This is a genomic window from Mucilaginibacter sp. NFR10 (assembly GCF_900100445.1).
Lineage (GTDB): Bacteria > Bacteroidota > Bacteroidia > Sphingobacteriales > Sphingobacteriaceae > Mucilaginibacter > Mucilaginibacter rubeus.
In genome coordinates this window covers 64,736-90,017 of sequence record NZ_FMTV01000006.1, presented here as the reverse complement: position 1 = coordinate 90,017, position 25,282 = coordinate 64,736, and the positions used below count along the sequence as shown (strand labels likewise).

At 41.9% G+C, this 25,282-nt stretch carries 16 protein-coding genes; 9 read left to right on the top strand and 7 right to left on the bottom strand.

Annotated features, from left to right (window positions below):
• Window positions 1-15: 15 nt before the first annotated feature.
• From BLP33_RS19375 to BLP33_RS19360, 4 genes are all read left to right on the top strand, one after another.
• The gene (locus BLP33_RS19375) at window positions 16-999 is read left to right on the top strand and encodes an NAD-dependent epimerase/dehydratase family protein (RefSeq protein WP_090532204.1); all 984 of its coding nucleotides are present in this window, start codon (window positions 16-18) and stop codon (window positions 997-999) included.
• 3 nt (window positions 1,000-1,002) lie between these two features.
• The gene (locus tag BLP33_RS19370; RefSeq protein ID WP_090532203.1) at window positions 1,003-1,794 is read left to right on the top strand and encodes an SDR family NAD(P)-dependent oxidoreductase; all 792 of its coding nucleotides are present in this window, start codon (window positions 1,003-1,005) and stop codon (window positions 1,792-1,794) included.
• 4 nt (window positions 1,795-1,798) lie between these two features.
• Window positions 1,799-2,074 carry a hypothetical protein gene (locus tag BLP33_RS19365; RefSeq protein ID WP_090532201.1) on the top strand — a complete coding sequence of 92 codons (276 nt, stop codon included), beginning with the start codon at window positions 1,799-1,801 and terminating at the stop codon, window positions 2,072-2,074.
• Between the two features lie 164 nt (window positions 2,075-2,238).
• A complete protein-coding gene (locus tag BLP33_RS19360; RefSeq protein WP_090532835.1) occupies window positions 2,239-4,599 on the top strand; it encodes an ABC transporter permease in 2,361 nt (786 codons plus the stop codon).
• 208 nt (window positions 4,600-4,807) lie between these two features.
• On the opposite strand, the gene murF is transcribed toward BLP33_RS19360, so the two are convergent.
• Both murF and recQ read right to left on the bottom strand, forming a co-directional pair.
• Window positions 4,808-6,163: a UDP-N-acetylmuramoyl-tripeptide--D-alanyl-D-alanine ligase gene (gene murF / locus BLP33_RS19355; RefSeq protein WP_090532199.1), complete on the bottom strand. Its 1,356-nt coding sequence runs from the start codon at window positions 6,161-6,163 to the stop codon at window positions 4,808-4,810.
• 173 nt (window positions 6,164-6,336) lie between these two features.
• Window positions 6,337-8,514, bottom strand: a complete 2,178-nt coding sequence (recQ, locus tag BLP33_RS19350) for a DNA helicase RecQ (RefSeq protein ID WP_090532197.1) — start codon at window positions 8,512-8,514, stop codon at window positions 6,337-6,339.
• Window positions 8,515-8,750: 236 nt separating this feature from the next.
• Between recQ and BLP33_RS19345 the strand changes: the two genes are divergently transcribed.
• Window positions 8,751-11,258: a M14 metallopeptidase family protein gene (locus BLP33_RS19345; protein WP_090532196.1), complete on the top strand. Its 2,508-nt coding sequence runs from the start codon at window positions 8,751-8,753 to the stop codon at window positions 11,256-11,258.
• A 134-nt stretch (window positions 11,259-11,392) separates the two neighbouring features.
• On the opposite strand, the gene BLP33_RS19340 is transcribed toward BLP33_RS19345, so the two are convergent.
• The 3 genes from BLP33_RS19340 to BLP33_RS19325 form a co-directional block, all read right to left on the bottom strand.
• Window positions 11,393-13,840, bottom strand: a complete 2,448-nt coding sequence (locus tag BLP33_RS19340; protein WP_090532194.1) for an outer membrane beta-barrel family protein — start codon at window positions 13,838-13,840, stop codon at window positions 11,393-11,395.
• A 534-nt stretch (window positions 13,841-14,374) separates the two neighbouring features.
• Window positions 14,375-16,057 (bottom strand): PspC domain-containing protein, encoded by a 1,683-nt coding sequence (locus BLP33_RS19330; RefSeq protein WP_090532191.1) that lies wholly within the window; start codon window positions 16,055-16,057, stop codon window positions 14,375-14,377.
• Window positions 16,058-16,082: 25 nt separating this feature from the next.
• Window positions 16,083-16,415, bottom strand: coding sequence for a PadR family transcriptional regulator (locus BLP33_RS19325; RefSeq protein ID WP_090532189.1), 333 nt, complete (start codon window positions 16,413-16,415; stop codon window positions 16,083-16,085).
• A gap of 183 nt (window positions 16,416-16,598) precedes the next feature.
• Between BLP33_RS19325 and BLP33_RS19320 the strand changes: the two genes are divergently transcribed.
• The 4 genes from BLP33_RS19320 to BLP33_RS19305 all read left to right on the top strand — a co-directional run bounded on the left by BLP33_RS19320 (window position 16,599) and on the right by BLP33_RS19305 (window position 23,426).
• Window positions 16,599-19,760, top strand: coding sequence for a SusC/RagA family TonB-linked outer membrane protein (locus BLP33_RS19320; protein ID WP_090532188.1), 3,162 nt, complete (start codon window positions 16,599-16,601; stop codon window positions 19,758-19,760).
• A gap of 11 nt (window positions 19,761-19,771) precedes the next feature.
• Window positions 19,772-21,271: a SusD/RagB family nutrient-binding outer membrane lipoprotein gene (locus BLP33_RS19315; protein WP_090532186.1), complete on the top strand. Its 1,500-nt coding sequence runs from the start codon at window positions 19,772-19,774 to the stop codon at window positions 21,269-21,271.
• Window positions 21,272-21,294: 23 nt separating this feature from the next.
• Window positions 21,295-22,323: a DUF1735 domain-containing protein gene (locus BLP33_RS19310; RefSeq protein ID WP_090532184.1), complete on the top strand. Its 1,029-nt coding sequence runs from the start codon at window positions 21,295-21,297 to the stop codon at window positions 22,321-22,323.
• 128 nt (window positions 22,324-22,451) lie between these two features.
• Entirely contained in the window at window positions 22,452-23,426 is a 975-nt protein-coding gene (locus tag BLP33_RS19305; protein WP_090532182.1) for a hypothetical protein, read from the top strand.
• Window positions 23,427-23,504: 78 nt separating this feature from the next.
• Here BLP33_RS19305 and BLP33_RS19300 read toward each other — a convergent pair whose 3' ends face one another.
• Window positions 23,505-24,317: a hypothetical protein gene (locus BLP33_RS19300; protein ID WP_139160023.1), complete on the bottom strand. Its 813-nt coding sequence runs from the start codon at window positions 24,315-24,317 to the stop codon at window positions 23,505-23,507.
• Between the two features lie 155 nt (window positions 24,318-24,472).
• Window positions 24,473-24,880: a DoxX family protein gene (locus BLP33_RS19290; RefSeq protein WP_090532177.1), complete on the bottom strand. Its 408-nt coding sequence runs from the start codon at window positions 24,878-24,880 to the stop codon at window positions 24,473-24,475.
• Window positions 24,881-25,282 lie beyond the last annotated feature (402 nt).

Genomic DNA, 25,282 nt, shown 5'->3' with positions numbered 1-25,282 from the left:
GGTTGTAATACCTGTATGAAAGTTTTAGTAACCGGGGCAACAGGGTTTATTGGCAGGCAGCTCACGTTATCGCTGGCTATGCAGGGCTATGATGTTAAAGCCTTATGCCGTAATACCGATCACCCTTATTTAATAGAGCATAAAAATATCGAACCGGTTACCGGCAATATCCTGTACCGGCAAAGCCTGGGCAGGGCAATGCAGGGCTGCCAGCAGGTGTATCATACAGCCGCCATGGCCAAAATGTGGTGCCGTAACCCCGATGATTACCATGAAACCAATGTTGTTGGTACCCGTAACGTGCTTGAAGTTGCGGCAGGTGCCGGTGTACAGAAAATAGTTTACACCTCAACCTGCGGTGTTTGGGGCCCAACAGTAAAACATCCCATGAGCGAGAATGATCCAAGAATAGCTGGTTTCCCCATTGCTTACGAGCGTACCAAATACCTGGCCGAGCTTGAAGTGCAAAATTTTGCAAAGCAGGGAGGGATTTACATCGTTACAGTAAATCCATCACGCGTATATGGCGAAGGGCCTGTTACCGAAAGTAATACAGTAGGTAAAATGGTTTCGGCCTATTTACGCGGCAAATGGCATTTTATTCCTGGCAATGGCGAACAGGTAGCCAATTATGCTTTTTTAACCGATGTGGTTGATGGACATTTGGCGGCTATGAATAATGGAACCAGCGGCGAACGCTATATTTTAGGCGGAGAGGATATTAGTTTTAATGATTTTTTCAAAACAGTACATCAGGTATCAGGTAAACAACATCGTCTCATTCATCTGCCGTTAAAGACTATTGAATTTTATAGCCATTTTGAAAAGCTTAAATCACAGCTTACCGGGCTGCGCCCTTTCTTTTTGCCTGAGTTTGCCGAACGTTTAAAGTATGATCAAAAATACAGCAGCAATAAAGCCATAACGCAGCTTGGTTACCGGATAACCCCTTTTACAGAGGGGATGCATAAAACCATTAATTACCTTCAACAAGCCTGAAGCATGATAGATCAGACAGCCATTATAACCGGAGCCAGCGAAGGGTTGGGTAAATCGTTTGCCATTGAACTGGCGTCGCGGCAAATAAACCTGGTACTGGTATCATTGCCAGCTACCGGATTGCCTGAGCTGGCATCCTTTATCCGTAAAAACTTTGAGGTTAAAGTGAATTATTTGGAAATTGATTTAACACTTGCCGAAAGTTACCCTGCAATTTTTAATTACCTTAGTGATGAGCAAATTACGGCCCACCTGCTCATCAATAATGCGGGTTTAGGTAACTGGTCGTGGTTTGAAGATTTGAACATTGGGTTTTATAAAAAGCAAATTGAACTGAACGTGATTACACCTGTACTGCTTACACGCTTGTTCCTGGCCCAGGCCGATGTCTCTGCTACCTCTTATATATTGAATGTAGGGAGTTTGGGCGGCTTGTTTGTGGTGCCTAAAAAGCAGGTTTACGGTGCTACCAAATCATTTATCAGGTATTTTACCAAATGTTTGCAGCTGGAACTTCATGGCTCAAATGTGAAGATCAGCTTGCTTAGTCCTGGAGGGATCAATACCAAGCCCGAGTTGCTGGTAATGAATAATAAACTCAAAGGCATATCAAAGGCAACCATTATGGAGCCCGGGCACGTAGCACGTATAGCGGTGGATGGTTTGCTGAAAGGGAAAAAAGAGATCATCCCGGGTGTGGTAAACCGGATGCTTGTTTTATTAAACAGTTTGCTGCCTGCCGGTGTTAAAGAAATCATTATAAGGCAGCGACTGGCCACCATTATTAAAAGCTGACAGCATGATCATTTCATTACTTACCTATCGGCATATTAAAAACCTGTGCAGCTTTTTTAAGCGTACCCGCAATAGCTTTAAGCTTATTAACAACGAACGCATTGTTATCCTTTCGGGCAGTATGCGCGGGTTGGTATTGTATTTTGACCGGGATGCCTGCGAGGTGAAAAATGGAGAAACAGATTTTATCAGTATTGACATAACCCGCGATTTTTCGGTAGATATGCTGATGCGGATCCTGGTTAATCACAATATCATAACCCCTGTTTTGGAAGGCTGAAGAGGTGAAAGCAAATCCGCATCATCTCCGTAACATAAATGAACACCCGGCTGTCCGTATCCGAACGATAGTATATTGGGTAGTTTTATAAAATTCTGATAATTAGTTGTTTATAATATTGGCACCATTTTAATTAGGTGTTGCCTGATAAAGCCGATATTATTATGCTGAAAAACTATATCAAAACCGCCTGGCGGAACCTTGTCCGCAATAAGTTTTATTCGGTGATCAATATTGCCGGGTTAACTGTAGGCCTCGCCATTGGGATTCTGATCCTGCTTTGGGTGCAGGACGAATTTAGCTTTGATAGCTTTCATAAAAACGCATCAAATATTTACCGGGTAGAGCTTTTTGGCGGTACAGGGGCCAGCAAGCAGATCTGGCAAACAACAGTGGCACCGATGGGGCCTCTGGCTAAACAGGAACTGCCCGTTGTGCAAGATCAGGTGCGCATAACCAATAACTGGTTTTTCTCATTATTTAAATACCAGGATAAAATTTTTAACGAGCAGGCGGTAGGCTTTGCTGATCCCTCCCTGTTTACTGTTTTTGATTTTCCGCTGATTGAAGGTAACAAGGCAAAACCTTTTACCAGCGATAATTCGGTAGTGATCACAAAAAGAACGGCAAAAAAATATTTCGGTAATGAAGATGCTTTAGGAAAAGTTATTGTGGCCGATAACAAAGAGAATTTTACTGTATCGGGCGTTATTGATGATTTCCCGCTTAACTCAAGCATTCATTATGATATGATCATGCCCATGAGCTATCATATCAAATATATGTTTACCAACAATAAGGTTGATCTGAACCATGATTTCAGCAATTACGCTTATGAAACCTATTTGTTGTTGAAACCGGGCACTTCTTTAAAAAAGCTATCGGCCGATTTGAATAAAGTTCACCTGAAACGGAAGCCTGAAGATACTGATGCCGATTACCTCTTGCTGCCCGCAACTAAAATGCATCTTTATAATGCAGACGGTACCGACCGGGGGATCAGCACTGTACATATCTTTATCATTATCGCCTTAGTAATATTAGTGATTGCCTGTATCAACTATGTTAACCTTTCAACCGCGCGGGCCATGCTGCGCGCCAAGGAAATAAGCATGCGAAAGATCATCGGCGCGGCAAAAACACAATTGTTTATGCAGTTTGTGGTAGAAACGGCTTTGCTGTTTATCCTTTCGTCGGTTTTAGCAGTGTTGGTAATTTATAACGTAATTCCTGTATTTAATGAAATCGCGGGTAAGCAACTGGTATTTAATCTTTCCAACTACCATATCTGGTTAGTTATTGCGGGTACCATTACTGCTACACTTTTATTGTCCAGTATTTACCCGGCGCTACTGCTTTCATCTTTTGAACCGTTAAAAGCACTCAAGGGTAAAATCTCCAATGGTATTGGAGATGTGCTTTTCCGTAAGATCCTGGTAGTGGTGCAGTTTACCTTTTCAGTAGTATTGATCATCAGTACCATTGTGATCACCAGCCAGCTTAATTACATCCGGTCAAAAAATTTAGGCTATGATAAAAGTCACGTGTTTGCTTTTTGGATGCGCGATATGAAAGATCATTATGATGCTGTTAAAGCCGAACTTTTGAAACAACCGGGTGTTGAAGCCGTAACGCGTTCAAGCGGCAATATTGTTAATAATGGTGGTATTTCCGGCGATAACGATTGGGATGGTAAAGCCACCGGTCAAACGTTTATTGTACATCCCCAAGGAATTGATAAAGATTTTATTTCTTTTTTCAAGATAAAAATGGCTGCAGGTCGCGGTTTTGATGGCTCGGTGAGTGATTCGGCTCATTATATACTGAATGAGGCGGCAATTAAGGAGTTGGGCATGAAAGACCCGATTGGCAAACGTTTCAGGTTACGTAAAACCGAAGGGACAATCATAGGCGTGGTAAAGGATTTCCATTTTGCAAGTATGCGTGAAAAAATTGGGCCGATGGTGTTTTTCTACGCCCCGGATACGTATGCTTCACTGTATATTAAAACAACCGGCGATGGTGCGCCAAAAGCCATAGCAGCTGCCGAAAAAGAGTTTAAACAATACAATGGGCAATTTCCGTTTGGTTACACTTTCCTGGATGACATATTCAACAAACTTTACCAGGGCGAACAGCGGGAAGGTACATTGTTTAACTATTTTGCGGGGATAGCTATTTTAATCTCCTGCCTTGGCCTGCTTGGTTTGGCAGCTTACACCGCTCAGGTACGTACCCGCGAAATTGGTGTGCGGAAAGTTTTGGGTGCTACCGTAACAAATGTTGTTGCCTTGTTAGCAAAAGATTTTATTAAGCTGGTGCTTATTGCTATCGTTGTGGCTTTCCCGATTGCCTGGCTGGCCATGAGCCACTGGCTTGATGAATTTGCTTACCGAGTTGGCATAAGCTGGACAGCCTTTGTATTAGCTGCCGTGATTGCCCTATTGATTGCCTTTATCACTATCAGTTTTCAATCGGTTAAGGCCGCGTTGGCTAATCCGGTTGATAGTTTGCGGAGGGAATAATAGTTGGTTCAAATTGGTAGAGACTCATCACATGCGTTTCCCGAATACTGAAGACTTACGAAGTTTTCAAAACTTCGTAAGTCTTCAGTAATGATTGATATGGAAATGTAGAGACGCATTATATGCGTCTTCCGAATGCAGGACCTGCAAATTGATTGCTTACCCGTTCTCATGGGAAACACATATAATGCGTCTTTACTTTGAAAACTTAAAACAATTCCACCAACCGCTCTAAAGCCATTCCTCTTGATCCTTTGATCAGGATAGTTGAATTGGTAATAGGCTGTGCTTTCAAAGCAGCAATGGCATCTTCGGCAGTTTCATAAAACTTGTCCATGGTCCATGGTCCATGGTCCACGGACTGCGAAGCACCTAAAAAATCCTTTCCGATAAAGATGCGTTCATCAACAGCGGTATCCATAGCTTTGCGGATAACAGATGCATGTTCAACAGCCGCTTCCGGCCCCATTTCAAACATATCGCCCAAAATAAGTACCTTCCTTTTTGCTTCAATTTTGCCCACGTTTTCAATGGCTACAAACATGCTGCTTGGGTTGGCATTGTAATAATCGCAAATGAGCGTATTAGTAGCTGTTTGTACAATTTGCGAGCGGTTGTTTTTAGGCTGATAACCCTCGATACCGGCGTTGATTTCATTAGCCGGTAAACCGAGATATGTTCCGATACATATGGCTACTAAAATATTGGGCAGGTTATAAGTACCAGTTAGCTGGGTTTTAACTTGATAGCTGTCGCCGGTTTTATTATTGGTCCACTCCAAAGTAAGTAAGGGAGAGTTTTCCAACAGTTCACCGCTAATGAGATTATCAATGGCATCAGTACCATAATACTCCACATGACGCAAACGACGGGCCGCAGCCATCTCCATTAAAACAGTATCATCGCTATTGATAAAGACAGCACCATCTGTTTTGCTTACTCTCCCTTTAGGGGGCAGGGGGGCAAAATAATCATACAACTCTCCTTTACCCTTCTTTACACCTTCAACTCCGCCAAAACCTTCCAGATGCGCTTTACCAACATTGGTAATTAAGCCAAGCGATGGTTGAGCAATGCTGCAAAGCAGCTCGATCTCTTTTTGGTGATTGGCCCCCATTTCAATAACGGCCACCTCGTGGCTGGCATCAATGGTTAAAATGGTAAGTGGTACACCAATATGGTTATTTAAATTGCCTTGGGTAGCCTGGGTTTTAAAATGCTGCGATAATACGGCATTGATCAGTTCTTTGGTGGTGGTTTTGCCGTTGGTACCTGTAAGTCCGATAACCGGGATGTCAAGCTGACGGCGATGATAACGCGCTAAATCCTGCAAGGTAGTTAAAACATCCTCAACCAATAAATACTGTTCGCCCAGTTGATATTCGGCGTTGTCAATTACCGCGTAAGCTGCACCGGCCTCAACTGCTTTTTGTGCAAAAGTGTTGGCGTCAAACTTATCGCCTTTGAGGGCGAAGAACAGACTGCCAGGCACGATCTTCCGGGTGTCGGTGCTAATTACGGGGTGTTTGAGGTATATATCGTACAGTTGGGTTGTGGTAGTCATGTGTGTTGAACAAATACAATTCAAAAATATGTCATCATTAGCTTGCGCACGTTTGCAATGAGTGCTTAACGTGGCTCGGCGATTGTATCGCCGGGCTTGCGTTTTAAACGCAAGCCCATTTTAAGCGCTCGTTGCAAACGAGCGCAAGATTGTTCTTTCAAACTTAACAAAAATTATTCCCCCTTGTTCATCCAGCCAATTACAGCTTTGATTTCACCGTAGCTGTAATCATCGCCTAAAACTTCTTTTAAGGGCGATAGTCTTTCAGTTCCATAACTTTCAACGGCGTCGGCAATAACAGCGATCTTTTTCTGCGGAACTATTTCGGTGATATCCAGATCGCCGTTTTGTACATAATAACTCAGGTGTGTTTCTATGGTAGCTGTAGTGAACCCGCGCTCAGTAGCTATTTCGGCAACGGTTTTTCCGGAGCGATATAGGTTAAACGTTTCGGCTTTAGTATCATTGCTTCGCGAAGAAGATTTGGTTTGCCCCGGTGATTTCGCCTTCCGCTCCCGTTTAGGCGATTTCTGTTTTATTTTTGAGCCGAGGCCTTTTTCAGCACAATAAATCTTAACCGGTTCAAGCAGTTCGCGACCATAACGGGCCAGTTTAATATCGCCAAAACCAGAAATCATTCGCAGTTCATCCAAACTTTGCGGTAGGTAGGTAGCCATTTCCTGCAGTGTAGCATCGGATACAATAACATAAGCCGGTACATTTTCACCCTCGGCAATGCCCCGCCTAACTTCCCTTAACCGGTTGAATAACGGAATCTCATAAGGCAGGTTTTCTTCATGGTGAACCTCTTCAACTTTTTCTATCTCAATAAACTCAACCTTTTGCCCGCCCTTTAATACGTCGGTGCTCTGCGCGGTAAGTTTTAATACCGGGTATTCATCGCCGGCGGTTTGCAGATAGCCCATACTAATCAACTCGCGGATGTGGTGCTGCCAGTCGGCCTTGCTGATATCTGCACCGATACCGTAGGTTTTTAACTGCTTATGTTCTTCACGGATCTTATCGCTTTTTGATCCCCGCAAAAAATCTATTACATAGTTAGCCCCGAAACGTTCATTTAACCGGGCTACCGCCGAGAGCGCTTTTTGAGCGATCAGCGTGCCATCAAAACGTTTATATTCGGTTAAGCAAACATCGCATGAGCCGCATTTGGCCGGGAATTCTTCGTCGAAGTATTTCATCAGGTATTGCCTGCGGCACGATAGCAGCTGGCAATATTTAACCATATCATTAAGCTTATTAAGCATGATGCGGCTTTGCTGCTCATTGCCTTCTACTTTGGCAAAAGCCTGCAATTTCATTGCATCGCCGGGCGAGTAAAGCAACAATGCTTCCGACGGAAGCCCATCGCGTCCTGCCCTGCCGGTTTCCTGATAGTAACCTTCAATGTTTTTTGGCAGATCGACATGCACCACATAGCGCACGTTTGATTTGTTGATGCCCATGCCGAAAGCGATGGTTGCCACAATGATCTTCAGGTCATCTCGCAAAAATGCTTCCTGATTACGGGCTTTTATTTCGTTACTTAACCCGGCATGGTAGGCTTCTGCAGCAAAGCCTTCATCTTTTAAATCCTCGGCCAATGCCTCGGTAGATTTGCGGGATAGGCAATAAATAATCCCCGACTCATCCTTATGTTCATTTAAAAAGGCGATGAGCTGTTTAAAGCTGTTCTTTTTAGGCGCCACGCGGTAAGTAATATTTGCCCTGTTAAATGAGGATACAAATATTGCCGGCTTATGAAGGTTGAGCTTTTCAAGGATATCTTTTTGCGTAAGCTTATCGGCTGTAGCCGTAAGTGCTATAACCGGCACCGACGGAAACTCTTCCTTAAGCCCGGCAAGCATTAAATACTCAGGCCTGAAATCATGTCCCCAAGAGGAGATACAATGTGCCTCGTCAATAGCTATCTGTGCAACTTTCAGCGTTTTTAAAAAAGGAATAAGCTTACTTTCTTTATTTTCTTTGCTTTCGGCACTGAACAAACGTTCGGGGGCAAGGTAAAGTAGTTTGATCTCATTGTTTCGGAGCCGGTTTACAAGCACCCTCGTTTCCTCGGGATTTAACGACGAATTGAGGAAAGCCGCAGGGATGCCGTTAACGTTCAGGCTATCTACCTGGTCTTTCATCAGCGCAATAAGCGGTGATATTACAATGGTCAGCCCATCGAGCAGAACAGCAGGTAACTGGTAGCACAATGATTTGCCGCCACCGGTAGGCATCAGCGCCATTACATCCTGCCCCTTAAGTATATTTTGAATGATAGCCTCCTGCTCATGCCTGAAGGTACTATAACCAAAGTATTTTTGCAGGGCCTGGATAGGTGTCATGTTTGTTAATTGCAGATATGCAAATGTGCAGATTTCAGATTATAAATGTGCGGATTTCAGATGTGCAAATTTTAGATAATGCGCATCCTATTTGTTTTGTGTTTTTATAAATAAATTCAGTGTATTTTCTAATCATTTACATATCTGCACATCTGAAATTTGCACATCTAACAATTTGCCAATATTTTTCTGCATATTAGCTTATCTCTTTTCTCCTATATATCTATTATTTATTTATGATAAAAAAACATTTACTCCTTTTTGTATTTGTAAGTTTTTTTTGCCCGGCCTTTGCGCAAAAGATCCAATCGCCGCAGGAGTTCCTGGGTTATAAACTGGGTGAGCATTTTACTCCACATTATCGTATCGCCGAATATTTTAGATACGTTGCGTCGGTTTCAAAAAATGTAAAACTTCAGCAGTTTGGTACTACCAACGAGGGCCGGCCTTTACTGGCGATGTTCATCGCTTCTGATGAAAATATTGGCAGGCTGGAAGAGATCCGTCATAATAACCTTAAACTGGCCGGGATTGAAAGCGGTGGCGGCAGCACTGCCATGCCTGTTGTTACCTGGCTAAGCTATAATGTACATGGTAACGAGCCTGCATCAAGCGAAGCTTCGATGTGGACTTTGTTTGACATGGTTGATTCGGCAAATGCTGCTACTAAAGCCTGGCTTAAAAATATGGTTGTTGTTATCGATCCTTGTTTAAACCCCGATGGGCGCGATCGCTATGTTAATTTTTATAATTCGGTAGTTGGCGCTGCGCCAGATCCCAGCCCAACATCGCGCGAGCACGTTGAACCATGGCCGGGAGGCAGGGTAAACCATTTTTATTTTGACCTTAACCGCGATTGGGCCTGGCAGCAGCAAAAAGAAACCCAGGCCCGCGTAGGCTTATACAACCAATGGCTGCCGCAGGTTCATGTTGACTACCATGAGCAGGGTTACAACGCACCTTATTACTTTGCCCCTGCTGCCGAGCCTTACCATAAAGATATTACCCAATGGCAACGCCAGTTTCAGATCACCATTGGTAAAAACAATGCCAAGTACTTTGACCAGAACGGCTGGATGTATTTTACAAAATACGAGTTTGATTTACTGTACCCATCATATGGCGATACTTATCCTTTATACAATGGCTCTATCGGCATGACGTATGAGCAAGGTGGTATCAGTGCCGGTTTGGCTGTGGTTACCCGCAGTGGCGATACCCTTACCTTGGTGCAACGTGTGGCCCATCACCATTCAACAAGTTTAAGCACGCTTGAAATAGCCGCGTTAAATACTCAAAAGCTTTTGGATGAGTATAAAAAGTTTTTTGACAACAGTCGGGCCAATCCCCCGGGCGATTACAAAACCTATGTTATTAAAAACGATAACAATAATAAAATTAACGCGTTGGCAAAAATGCTGGGCCGCAACGGCATCCAGTATGGTTTTGGCTTAGCTAATAAAACCGTTACTGGCTTTAACTATGTTACCCAAAAAACGGAGCAATATAATGTTGGCGCAAACGATCTGGTAGTTAATGCCTATCAGCCTAAAGCAGTATTACTGCATGTGCTTTTGGAGCCCAAAACTTTTATCCCGGACTCTAATACATATGATATTACAGCATGGTCGCTTCCATACGCTTATGGTTTAAAGGCCTATGGGTTAAAAGAATCATTTAAGCCTGCCAGCACCGAGTGGAGTGTTGCTGCACCTAAGCCGCTGGTAAATACCCATGCCTATGCTTATGTATCGGCATGGCAATCGGTTAACGATGTGAAATTTTTGGCCGCTTTGCTTAAAAAGAAGATTAAAGTGCGTTATGCCGAAAAGCCATTTGAAGCAGGGGGCAGGCAATTCACAGCAGGTTCATTAATTGTTACCCGTGCAGGCAACGATCTGGCCGATTTTGACCAGGTGGTTACTCAAACCGCTGCATCACTTAATCAGGAGATCACCCCTATTTCAACAGGCTTTGTTGATAAAGGATCGGATATCGGTTCGGATGCGGTAAGGTATATCCATCAGCCTAAAATAGCATTGATTGCCGGAGATGGTATAAACTCCGAAGCAATGGGTGAGGTTTGGCATTTGTTTGAGGCACAAATTGGATATCCGGTCACTTTAATAAGGTACCAGGATTTAAGTCGCACAAAACTGGGCGAGTTTGACGTAGTGATTTGTCCCGATGGGCGTTATGAAGATTTTCCTTCAGAGAAATTACAGAACTGGATCCGTGATGGCGGTAAGCTGATAGCCGTGGATAATGCTGTATCATTACTGGTTGATAAAAAAGGCTTCCTGATTAAGCATAAGGAAGAGAAAAAAGAAGACAAGGATAAAGAAAAGGACAAGGATAAAACCGTTAAATTATATGGAGATCGCGACCGGTTAGCGCTTAGCGAGTCCATCCCCGGTGCTATTTATAAACTGAACCTTGATAATACACATCCGCTTGGCTTCGGTTTGCCTGATTATTACTATTCGTTAAAGCTGAATGACGATATCTACGATCTTTTTTCGGGCGATGACGGCTGGAACGTGGGCACCATAAAAAAGGATGGCTACGTATCGGGCTTTGTTGGTGCGGAATCAAAAAAGAAGATCAACAATGGCTTGCTGCTTGGCGTACAACCCATGGGGCGTGGTTCGGTAGTTTATATGGTTGATGACCCGCTGTTCCGCAGCTTCTGGGAAAACGGTAAGCTGTTATTCAGTAATGCCGTATTTATGGTGGGACAGTAACCCCCCAGCCCCCTGAAGGGGGAGCAGCGACATCGCTTTAAAAGTAAAGGGCTTGTTCCATTTTGGAAACAAGCCCTTTACTTTTAACTTATAGCCATGCTAATCAAAGGCTCCCCCTTCAGGGGGCTGGGGGGTTAATTATTCCCCTTTACCCTTCCTTTTTCATCATCGGCGCCGCTGCGGTGCTGACGCATTTTGATAGAACTGTTACCAAAGTTATAAGTAAAAGTAAGGCGCATTACCCGGGTATCATTTTTTTGTTTGATAACAAAGTTATTGTTCACCACCTGGCTGCTCAAGTCATTGCGGCGGATGTTGAAGATGTCATCGCATGAAGCTTTGATGTTGAATTTCTTTTCCATGAATGATTTACTGACACCCATATCTACTGAGTAGCGTGGTCTGATCTTGTAAATGCCGTAGGTTAATGATGATTGATAATCGCCGGTTACTTCAAAGCGGTAGCCTGCAAACTTGAATGTTTGTGTTGTACGGCCCTGGAAAGCCCATTGCCCATCATTGAACTTTTGACCAGCAAGGGTATCCGACTTAAAGCCCAGGTAAAACGCGGTTGCGTTAACATTGCCCTCCCACCATTTGGTAATGGTGAATGGTGTGTTGATGTTGACATTGTAACCGGTTTGTGTTTGCAGGTTTTGATGTGTTTCAAATGAACGCTTGCCTTCTGTTAAAATCAGCTCTGTAATAGCATCGGTTGTGTGACTGTAACCAAGGCTTACATTGATAGTTTTATTATAAGTATAATTAAGCTCAAAGTTTTGAGTGTATTGCGGGTTCAGGAACGCATTACCTTGCGAATAAGTGTAAGGGTCAAGGTAATAAACAAAAGGGTTCAGATCGTCATAGCCCGGACGGTCGATACGGCGGCTGTATGAAAAGCTTATCTCGTTTTTATCATTAATGGTTTGGTTAATAAATACGCTTGGGAACAGGTTTAAATAACTCCTCTTAACAGGTGTACTGCCAATCAGGTTACCTGTAGACCGGGTTTGCTCGGCACGTAAGCCTAATTGTACCGAGAATTTTTTGAACTGTTTGTTCAGGTTCAAATATCCGGCGTTGATTTTTTCGGTATAAATAAACCGGTTGGTACGTGTAGTATCATTAATATAAGCACCGTTGCTGAAGATCTGCGCTTGCAGGTCATTATCGGTTTTAACACTGCTGAATTTTACCCCGGCTTCCAGTTTGATGGTTTTGGTAAGCGGTTTGGTGTAGTCAGCTTTACCGGTGTAGATGCTTATGGTTGAAGGTGTTTGGTTACGCAGCATTTGTGGTTCATGCTGTATACTTCCATCAGGTAAAAAATAATCGGTATTGTACATGGCATTGGAGTTGTTTTTGAATTTAGAGTAATCCAAATCAATGCTCAGCTCCTGGCCGTTGGTATCAAGCTTAAGCCTGTCGTTAAGGTTAAGGGCGAAGTTTTTATAGGTTTGCCTGATATCTGATGTAGTGCGCAACGATGAATCGGGTACGCCAAATTGTTTGCCGATAATTGTGCGGTTATCATTCAAGTCTTTTTCGCTGTTTGAATAGCCGCTTACCACAAAACCTATGGTATGTTTTGGGGTTAGGTCATAATCGGCACCTAAACGATAGTTGTTGTAATGGTTGATGCTTGGCAGGCTTGATTTCTGGTTGAAATAAGTTTTATTGCCAAGCGAATCAGTAATGATACGGTCAATGCCAATATCATGGCCGCGTTTGTTATCACCCCTGCTTAATGAGGTAAATACATTGAGATTGCCTTGTTTGTGATTAAGGTTTAGGCTACTGTTATCGCGCCAGTATTTGCTTTTGGCACCACCTACAGTGATACTGCCGTTTGTGCCCGATTGTGTATTCTTTTTTAATTTGATGTTGATGATCCCTGAGTTTCCTGCTGCATCATATTTTGCCGATGGGTTGGTAATGATCTCGATAGATTTAATGGTATTGCCATCAGTTGAACGCAGTAAAGTAGCCAGCTGCGCTGCTGTAAGATAGGTTAGCTTGTCATTGATCATGACAGTTACGCCTTGTTTGCCTTTCAGGCTGATGTTATCGTCCTTATCAACAGTAACGCCCGGTGCACGTTCCAAAATTTCCATGGCTGTGTTGCCAGCTGCAAGTACGCTGTTTTCAACGTTCATTACCGTACGGTCAATTTTACGTTCAATGAGCGGTTTGGTAGCAGTAATAGTTACTCCCTTTAATTCGGTACTGCCTGTCTGCAGGTTCAAAGCCGGAGCTGTAACATGCGGTGTATTTGCAGGCACGGTGAAGCTTTTGCTTACAGCTTTTTGATAGCCAACAACAGTGGCTTTAATAATATAGTTGCCCGCTTTTATGTTGTCAAAAACATAAACACCGGCATCGTTACTTAATGCTCCTTTAACCACGGTTGAATCGGAGGCGCGTAAAAGGCTTACAGTTGCATAGTCAAGTGGTTTGCCCTGCTCGTTAACTAAGGCTCCAGATACCTTGGCGGCAGGCGCGGCCTGCTGGGCAAAGGATACACTACAGCTGATAGCAACAAGCAGCAGTGTATAAAATATGTTGTGTATGATAGCTTTCATTTTTAGTTCGGTTTAAAATTAAGGGCAATACAATGCCACTAAAGGATTGCTCCTTTTTTAAAATTTGCAAATAAGTGTTAGTTGTACCCGGTGTGTTTTATCCGGTTTTTAGGGTTTAGTAGTTATGAGATATAGGCGATTGTTTTCATAGTATTCCTGCTTTTGATTTAAATTGTTGGCAAAACAATCCCACCTGGCTTTTAGGCCATTTTTTAACGATTATTAAATTTATGTTGCCGGATCACCCGGAAATGGTAACTGTGTTGCTTTTTATAGTAAGATGCAAAAACAGGGGTGTTGGTTACAGATTATTTTCACTTTTTAATGCAGGCATTAAATTTTTTGCCATATTCTTAATAATCCGGAAGGTAATTGGCATTTCATTTTGGCGAATAATCTTTGATTTGAGGTTTGTTACCCTGCTGTTTAAAAGCGGGTTACCGCTTGTTTGAAGCAGGAAATAGAAGGGTATAATAAGCCCGCTAAAAATTAGCAGGCTTATATATTTAAAAAGTGTTTTCACAGGGAAATGGTTTATTGTGCTTTTGCTGTATCGGCGGGGCTTGCCGGTAAGGTATCCTGTTCCTGTTTGAGCGCCTTTAGGCTATCTGCTTTGAATTTGGCTGCCTTTATCGGGTCAACTTTGCATTCCAGCCCATTGGTGGTCATGATATAGGTGGCTGTGGTAATGCCATCACCATCGCTTTTGCACTCATATATGTTAAAGTTGATGTTACGGTCGAGTTTTTGATCAATGATGATCTTAGCGTTAAGCGGTACTTTTAGGGTTAGATGTAATTCCTGCCCGCGCCATAAAAAGCCTTTAGGCATTTCCAGGTGACGATCGAAATTTAAAACAGAATCTTTTTGCTCAAAACGATAGGAAGCGCTGCGGGCGTTGATCAAGGCTTCCTCAAGGTTGCTGCCACGGGCGCTGAAGGTTTCGACCAGTACAGGTTGCGGCACATCGCTTTTTTCGATATCGATAGTAACATTACGGTTTGGCATATCATTGCCATTAAAATCGTCATCTAAAATGATCATGCCTTTAAAGCGTTCATTTATTTTAAGGCGGGTGCTATCCTCATTGCTTAAATACTTGGTGTCATTCAGCTGTAGGTAATACGTGTTGTTTGTAGTTGGCTTAAGTTTAACTGTTTGCGTAAACTTACCACCCTCACGGAAGCTGGCCGCTGTTTTTACGCCATAGTATGAAACCGCGCCCAGCGAGGCCAACCAGATACATAATAAGGTAGTACCAATTGAACGGTTAAATGAAGCTTTTTTAAACAGGAAGCCTATCGTTGATAAAATAATAGCTAATAAAGGTATAGATAACACTAAAAAGCCGCTCGCCATGAAAATACCATTAGCCTGGTGATTAGTGATGTTGAATGGGAACAGGTTATAGATTCCCATATTACCTGCGGCAAATAAACCGATAAGCGAAACTATGAGCGCTATGGTCATGCCAAGGCAGGTTAATAAAATGGCTGCGGCTAATAGTTTACCCAGTAAACTGCCCGTACCTCTTAAAAAGGCGCCAAGATGTTCAAAGATATCGCTGATCAGATCGCGCACCTGGTAAATGAACGGTTTGGCTTCATGCTTAAAGTTTTGAAGGTTTTCGCGTACAGTGCTCAACTCTTCTTCAAAGTTCTTTTTAAAACCCTTCAAATCCTGCTTTTCACCCTTCATAGCCATACGGTCGGCACGGGTTATGGCTTTCGGCACAACCATCCATAATATAATATATATAACAAGGCCCATGGCGGCAAAAGGCACTAGGATAACAAAGGCCAACCTTACCCAGGCCGGGTTAATGTCAAAATAATTGGCAATGCCGGCGCATACACCACTGATGAGGTGATCGTCCGGATCGCGGAAAAGCCTGCGGCGTTCGGTATTGTACTCAAACGGATTGCCACCTGCAGTTTTGGCGTCGGTTTCGGCGGTTTCAAAATCCTGTACGCTGCCCATTTGTTCTGTAACTTCCTTAACGTCGGTCTCAACAATAACTTGTTTGGCGTCTCGTGCCAGGATCTCGTTAAACATTTCGGCAATGCGGTTTTCAATGTCGGTTGTGATCTCCAGGCTATCGGCCGAAGTAGAAAAATGACGCTTTACATCCGTCATATAGTTCTTCAACACTTCGTAGGCATCTTCTTCAATGTGAAAAACCATGCCGTTTATATTTATGATAATTGTTTTGTTCATGATTATAGTGAGTTTGTAGGTTTTTCTATTTTCTATCGCCGATAGCTGTTTGAACAGCAAATACCAGCTCCTGCCAGGTTTTATCTAATTGTTCAAGTACGGCACGGCCTTCGTCCGAGAGCACATAGTACTTTCGGGGCGGCCCTGAAATTGACTCCACCCAGTTATAGGTGAGCAGTCCGTTATTTTTTAAACGGGTTAAAAGAGGATACAGAGTACCCTCAACTACAAGCAGTTGGGCTTTCTTAAGTTCAGCAATTATGTCTGATGCATATGTTTCGCCCTTAGCTATGATGGAGAGGATGCAATACTCCAGTATGCCTTTCCTCATTTGGGTTTGGGTGTTTTCGACGATCATAATACAAAGATATATGTTTTAGATTGTATTATGCAATACATAGTACTATAATTATTATTCTTTTAGCTGAAACTTGGCTTTTTGAAAAAAAAATGACGTTTTCAAAGAAATTACTTGACTTTTTGATAACGTAACATTACTTTTATGATTAATTAACTATTAACTGATCTTATTATTAACGAAATGAAAAAACTTCTACTCGTAAGTTTGTGCTTACTTGTGTTGTCCATGACGCAAGTATTCGCGCAAAATCGTACAGTTACTGGTACAGTTACGGCCAAAGATGACGGCCTTCCCATCCCTGGGGTAACAGTAAAAGTAAAGGGTTCAACAATCGGGACCCAAACCAACGCAGCCGGTAAATTTTCTCTAAGTATCCCGGAAAATGCGGTCCTTGTTTTCTCTTTTATCAGCTACGAAAGCCAGGAAATCTCTTCAGTTCAGCGTTCTACTTTCAATGTTGTGTTGGTTAGCGCCAGCAGGCAGTTAGGTGAGGTTGTTGTGCAGGCGGCTTACGGCGTTCAAAAGCAAGCACGTGCGGTTGGTTATGCTTCAACTACTGTTGACAGCAAATTATTAACCGAATCAAAAGTAACCAACATTGCTAACGGCTTAACCGGTAAAGTAGCCGGTTTGCAGATCAACACTGTGAATAACGGTGTTAACCCCGACGTTCGTATCGTGTTACGTGGTAACAGAAGTATCAACGGTAACAACCAGGCTTTGGTTGTTGTTGACGGTACGCCGGTATCAAGCAACTTCCTTAACCAGATCAACCCTAACGATATTGATAACGTTACTGTACTGAAAGGTGCAGGCGCGTCAGCAATCTATGGTTCTGAAGGTTCAAACGGTGTGCTTTTGGTAACTACCAAACGTGGTTCTGGTGTTCCAACCATTACTTACAGTAACACTACTCAAATCGAAAACTTCTCTTACTTCCCTAAATTACAAAGGCAATTTGGTGGTGGCGCAGGTGAGGTGATCGATCCTAACACTGGTTTCTACGGTTATGTTCCTTACGAAAACCAGTCTTACGGTCCTAAATACGATGGCTCTACTGTAGATATCGGTTTACCAACAGCAGATGGCAGCCAGCAAAAAGGTGTTTATGCTTCAACAGGCAAAGATCCTCGTATGGCTTTTTTTGATACCGGTTTAACCGAGCAAAATGATATTTCGTATTCAACAGGTGATGCAAATAGTAGTTTTTACATGTCTGCTCAGGATGTTTATACTAAAGGTGTAGTTCCGAATGATAGGAATCGTAGAACAGGTCTTAGAGTGGCGGCTATGAGAAAATTCGGTATCTTCAAAACCGATTATTCAATTGGTTACACCCGTACAAATACTAACGTAGCAGGTCCCGACTTTTTCCAGGGAAGAGGTGTTTATTGGAACGTACTTAACCAGCAAGCTAACGTTGACTTAAGGAAATATCAAAACCTTACTGATAAATATTCTGATGTAAACGGTTACTATAACTCTTATTATCCAAACCCTTACTGGCAAACAGTAAACTCACGCCAGGTAACCAGGAAAGACGCGTTAGTAGGTAACGTTACTTTCTCGGTTTCTCCAACCAAATGGTTTGATGCTTCTTATAAAGTGTCTGCATCTTACGGATGGCAACAATATAGGGCTACCAACGCCGAAGTTGATTTTAGTCCGTATGCATTAAGCGATCCGGGAGGTACCCACAATATCGCTTCTCAGGTTAAATTTAAACCAGGTAGCGTAGCCGATGCTGATTATTTTGGCGATGGTGGTAATGGTTACTCTCGTTTACAAGGTGACTTTTTCTTAACCTTTAAACACAAAATCGGTGATTTTGCCGGCAACTTATTATTAGGAAATTCAATCAATACGCAATATGTTAAGTACGTATCAAACGGCTCCAACAACTTGCTTATTAAAGATTTCTATAACTTAAGCTACAGAACAGGTGAGCCATTGGCGGGGGAAGGCGAATTCAGGAAAAACCTTATCGGTTTATTTGCTGATTTGAACTTATCTTACAAAGATTGGGCATTTTTAGAGGTAACCGGTCGTAATGACTGGAGCTCTTTACTTTCAAGTGCAAATCGCTCATTCTTCTATCCATCAGCTAAATTAACTGTTGTTTTAACCGATGCTATCCCTGCATTGAAAGACAACAAATGGTTATCATATGCCAAAGTAAGAGGAAGCTATAGTAAAGTTGGTCAGGTAAATATTGATCCATACTCATTACAAAATGTATTTGCAAGTACTTTAGGTGCCCCATTCGGTTCAACACCGGCGCTTTCATTAAGCTCAAAATTGAATAACCCTAACCTTAAACCAGAGCTTTCATACGAGCAGGAATATGGTTTGGAGTTAGGCTTCCTCGACAACCGTTTTTACCTTGCGTCAACTTACTATAATACACACACTAAAAACCAAACATTCCCTGTAGCTATTTCTCCTGCTTCTGGTTATTCATCAGCAGTACAAAACTTAGGTGAAGTACAAAACAAAGGCTTTGAGTTTGAAGTAAAAGGCTCGTTGATCAAATCAACTGACTTTTCATGGGATTTAGGTGGTAACTTAGCTTTATTGCGTAACAAAGTATTATCCTTACAAGAAGGCACTACCGAATTCCAGTTATTATATAACAGTGGTGCTGCAAGTAATAGCTATGCTATTGTTGGTCAGCCATTCCCTTATATTAAAGGTTCTGACCTGGTACGTGATCCTCAGGGCCATGTTATTATCGACGCTTCAACCGGCTTACCAAGTTTAACCGCAGGTGTAGTGCCTTTGGGTAATGCTGCTCCAAAAACAATTTTGGGTGTTAATACAGCAGTGAGGTATAAATTCATTACATTATCGGCCGTTGCTGAATATCGTGGTGGTTACTTTATCAATAACATAGTAGGTCAGGCCTTAAACTTTACAGGTACTTCTTATGTATCTGCAACTGCCGGCCGTCAGCGTTTTATTTATCCTAACTCAGTTATTCAAACAGGTCCTAATACTTATGTTCCTAATACCAGTATTTCAATTCCTGATGGTAACTCTGGCTTCTGGACAAGCTCTGCATATTACAATGCTACCAGTACTTATGTAAACAGCGCTGCATTCTGGAAATTAAGGGAGGTTGCTTTAAACTTTGATTTAACCCGTTTCATCAAAGGTCAAAAGGTTATTAAAGGCTTGCAATTTGGCTTAGTGGGTCGTAACTTGTTATTGTTCAGGCCTAAGAGCAACCCATGGACAGATCCTGAGTATAGCATAGATAATTCGAATGCTGTAGGTACAACCAACGAAAATCAAACGCCGCCTACCAGGATCTACGGTGCTAACCTTACAGTTAAATTTTAATTTGTATAATCATGAAAAAATATATAGCATATTCACTGATTTTACTTACTGCCACGCTTAGCAGTTGTAAGAAAAGTTTTCTTGACCAAACCGTAAACCCTAACCAGCCAACTGTTGCTACACCTGCGTTAGTATTAACCGGTGCATTAACAACAACGGCCCGTAACATCAATACAGGTTTTACGCTTGAAGGGTATTTGATGGGGTATTGGTCGCCGGCTGCGGGTTACGCTCCAAGCAACTCATTGCTTACCTATAACTACACCACAGCCGATTACCAGGTATTTACTCCGTATTACCTGAACCTGGCTAACTACGATTATATCATTAAACAGGCATCTGCAGATAAGTCGCAGGTTTATTATGTAGCTATCGCACAAGTTATGGAGGCCTATAACTTCCAGATTTTGGTTGATAATTATAATAATGTTCCTTATAGCGATGCTTTTCAAGGGGCAAAAGGACTTACCCCTAAATATGACAAGGGTACAGATATCTATAAAAGCCTGATCGCAAAAGTTGATGCAGCTATTGCCGCTATAAACGGTGCCGACGCCTCTGTTGCAGTAACGCCTAAAGCTTCGGAAGACGTAATGTTTAAAGGTGATATGACCAAATGGAAAAAGTTTGCCAATACCTTAAAGCTACGTTTGGTAATGAGGCAGGTTCCAAATGTTATAGATGCGGCGGCAGCCAAAACTTTGATGGCCAATAACTTATCAGAAGGGTTCCTTGGAGCTGGTGAAGATGCTACTGTAAACCCAGGTTACACTAATATTGATTCTAAGCAAAGCCCTTTCTGGGAACGATATGGCGCTAACCAGGCTGGCTCTAACGCTGCACCGAATATTACTGCCGGAGATTTTGCCGTTAAATTCCTTAACAACAATAATGACCCAAGAGCTACTGCATTTTACCAGCCACTTTCAAATGGTAGTGTAGTGGGTAACGTGTTTGGTACACTTGTTCCAGTCACCGCAAGTAATATTGGTAGGGTTGATCTTTATGGAAGCAATGCCTCTAATAATATAGGTTTGTTGAAAAACCCATCTATGAACGCCGTGGTTCTTTCTGCTGCTGAAGCCTTATTTTTACAGGCAGAAGGGGTTCAACGAGGAATTATTACTTCCAGCCTTAGCGCTCAGGCTCTTTACGAGGCAGGTATCACCGCATCATTTGTTTATGCAGGTTTGACCGCAGCTCAGGCTACTACCTATTATCAACAGGCTACTACAAACGTTGGATGGAATTCGTCAACCGATAAAATTCAGGCAATCATTGTTCAAAAATGGGTTTCATTAAATGGTTATGGTAACCTTGAAGCTTACAACGAATATAGAAGAACTGGTTTTCCTAACCCTCCGGTTTCAATTTATACAGGTGTAACTACTAAAGTTATACCAAGCAGAATCCTTTATCCTTCTTCTGAGTATTCTCAAAACGCTGTTAATGTTCAGGCGCAGGGAAGTATAAATCAATTTACGTCGAAAATATTTTGGGCGAAATATTAAACTGACTTTTAATCTAAAAAGAAATGAAAAAGAAATATATAACCCTATACTCGGTACTGGCTTTTCTGACTGTGCTTTTTAGCTCATGTCTGAAAAATGAAGCTAACTACACAGATTTTAGTAAAGTAGGAGCTTTAGTGGAGTTGCCATTATCTGCATACACGGGTGCTGGAAAACTTACACCTGTAGCATTGCCTATACAAGCCGCGGCACAACCTATTTCTATAGTTGTTAACCTTGCGGCGCCACAACCACTTAAAAGCAATCTAACGGTAACTTTAGCATTAGATCCGGCTGCATTGAAAGCTTACAACGATAAGAATATAGCTCAATACAAAGCTGATAGTACTGCAGCAGCTAACGATGCTACAGGCGGTACTGCAGAGCCAACTTATCCTACAATTTATACAATGCTGCCATCAACTTTTTTTACGTTGAGCGCTCTTACCGCGGTGATTCCAGCTAATCAAAATACTGCTTCAATCACTGCAAATGTTGTTACTAAAGATTTTGACTTATCTGCTAATTATGTTTTGCCTATTAGTATTACTGACGCAAGCGGTCAAAAAATCAGCAACTATAAAACAATCTTATTTAACGTACAGGCAAAAAATAAATATGATGGTGTATACACCGTTACCGGTACGTTGAGTGATGCTAACGTCGGAACTATTACGGGTAAATATCCATTGACAGGCGTGTATCTGAAGACACAAAGCGCTACAACCGCGGTGATGTTTGATCCAGGATTGAACGGTGGTACTTACGGACACCAGATACTGAACAATGGTGCCGGAAGTTACTACGGTAATTTTGCCCCTATTTTCACATTTGGTGCTAATGATGTAATTACTACCGTAACAAATTATTATGGGCAGGGTACTAACTCTTCATCAAGAGCTGCTCAACTTGCAACCGGAAGCACTCCAACAGCAACAGGTACTCCTGGAACTACCGGATTTTCTTTCACTGTTAAATATATTATGGTACAAGGTGGTAGTCCAAGAACAACTATAACCGAAACTTGGAAATACACAGGCGCAAGACCGTAAGAATATTATTATTTCAAACTTTTACAAGCCTCACATTTTGTGGGGCTTGTTTGTTTAAACAACAACAATTGAATTTTTATATTTGATAATATCATCCTATTTTAAAGCATCTATAACTAAAATAAAATATGAAAGCAATCCTAACCTCAACGCTGGCCTTATTTATTGGCGCTAACAGCTTTGCACAATCACAAAACATTAAAGGTGTAGTAAATGATCAGCAGGGTGAACATGTGCCCTATGCTTTTTTGGTTGACGTGGAACATAAGAATGCTACTTATGCTGACTCAACCGGAGCGTTCAACATGCAGGTCGCTCCTGAGGCAAAAATCGTTGTAATTGCCGGTGGCCATAAAGAATATACGTTTAGTCCGGACAATAAAGCCAATTATAACATTGTTTTAGAAGGAAAAAATGAGGGAGCAAATAGCGATACAAAAATCAAAAGGTCTATAGTTCAAAATTTTGATACGTTCAATTCACGGGTTAACACCATGAACGCGACCGGAAATGGTACTGTATCAGTGACTACGCGTCAGGAAGCTACTCAGGGCAGCAGGTATTTATATGATTATTGGGTACACGGTTATGTGATCAGTGCTGCTGACTCAATAGTGCAAAACACGCATTACCTGTTTAACTACGACAAGATGAATGGCAGCTTAATGGTGAACAAAGACAATAACACCGTGCTTCAGATAGACGGTAACAGCTTTAAATCATTCGTATTGTTTGATAAACAGGTTAGCAACCATGTTTTTGTGAAGGTGCCTGCTATTTCGCCACAACGTTATGTTGAAGTAATTGCCGATGGGCCTAAATATAAAATATATAAAGATATAGCTACTAAGTTCCATAAGGCTGATTTTTCGACTAATGGTATTGCCTCAACAGGTAATAACTATGATGAGTATATTGATCAGAATTTTTATTATGTTATTAAAGATGGCGGACAACCTGTTAAACTTCAATTGAAAAAGAAGGCGCTTAAAGAAGCCTTTGCGGCTGATGCCGATAAATTGAACAAGTTTATGTCGGTAGCAGGTTCAGGAGATATTGATGAAGTTTATCTGAAACAGTTGGGGGAGGCGATGAATAAATAACGGATAAAAACACCAAATTAATAAACAAGGAATGCCCGTTATTGGGCATTTCTTGTTTTAAATCTTGTTGTCACTTTGTTATGACAGATCCTGAGTAATGTCAAAATCAAAATAAGTACCATCTGCACGATAAACGCGTCCATGATAGTGAAATATCCCTGTTCCGTCTGTATGTGTATAATTTCCGGTCGCTTGTATGCTTGTTCCCCGTAATGTTCCGGATGCAATAACACCTTTTGATCCGCTTAGAAAATAGGTGTCGGTGGTATGGTCAGGGTCAACAACCTGAAATGTAGCATTAGGGATCGTTATTGGCGCGGCAGTAGGCAAAGGATAATCAATGGTGGCTAATGCCCAATGTGAACCTGTAGTTACTCTGATTAACTTCCCTGTTACAGATATTGGAGCCGCTGTATAACTACTTTGAATGTAATCGGAAGGTGCAGGGTAGCCGCCAGAGGAGCCGGAACTCCATTGGCTTACTGCATTGCTGTATTTATCCAATGCGTTTTGGAAGGCTATTAAGTTTATTCCGTTTGTTGAACCTACGGTTAATAAAACAAAGTCTTCTCCTCCCGAGATGTAACTGTTGATTGAGTTGCTTCCCTCCGTAACAGAATAAGATCCCCATAACGCAGGTACTCCATTTTGTAAAGTTGGATATAATGCAGTGTTCCAAGACGGTGTCCCCCTCATTACTACCTCTGCCCCCGAAAATACACATTTGTATGTATCTAATGTTTCTCCTGGTTGACGGGGGAGTAATATAAAATCAGCATAAGAGTGTTGCACCACATTTACCTTTGTGCTTTTACCTTTACCGCTTTCATCATTAACAGGTTTAAAAGAATCCTTTTTGCATGAGCTAAAACCTGCCATGAACAGCAGCATGCCCCATAATAATTGTTTTTCTCATATTGATTTGTGATATATTTCTATAAATATATAAATCAATATATTTCGTAGCAATAGGTGTTTTAACGGTATTTGATAAATATTTAATTGATAATAGCGGAGATGGTTGCTTTAATATTAAATTAATGTAATTATTTTTTATCAACACTATATTTCCCCGGCCCAATAAATATTAAACCGGCAAACGTAACAGCATCTTCAATGGCATGAGCGGCACCGCCCAGCCCGTCGCCGGTACCCAGGTGCATTAAGGCCGCAACTATAAGGTTGATAAGCATCAGGATACAAACCGGCCTGAATGCCAGCCCGATGATAAGCAGGAAACCTCCAAAACATTCTGTAACAGCTGCAAGTAATCCCCAAACCACCGGCCAGAAATGGATTCCTACATATTTCATTGATTCGCCAATATCTTTCCAGTTTTGGGTACCACCCATCAGTTTGGGATAGCCATGATAGATAAACATAATACCCAACCCGATGCGGATGACCAGAAGTCCAAGATTTTTGTAATTGCTTAAATTGCCTAAAAGTGCCATTTAAAGATATTTTGTTGATATGAGGGCTTAAGGTAATAAAAATGTTGGAGGGTAGTAAAATATGGGACTTAATTCCCAGGGAAATCGCGTTTAAAATAATTCGATCTGTTTTACTAATCTCATACTGAGAAATTTTTACACTAATGCATTGCAAGTTCTCTACAATTAATCGAATTACACGAATCTTAACTTAATTCAATTCGTGTAATTTGATTAATACGTAAAAATTAGTGTCAAAATTTCTCAGTTATTGTTTTTCAATCCACATGTGGTTAAAAGCGATTTCCCTGACTTAATTCCGTTTTTGAACGGACATAAGCTTCTTAATGGGAGCTACGCAATTCTGCGCTTTTTCTTCCTTAAGTTAACGGCTACCCGGCTCCGGTTTATCAACGAATTAGG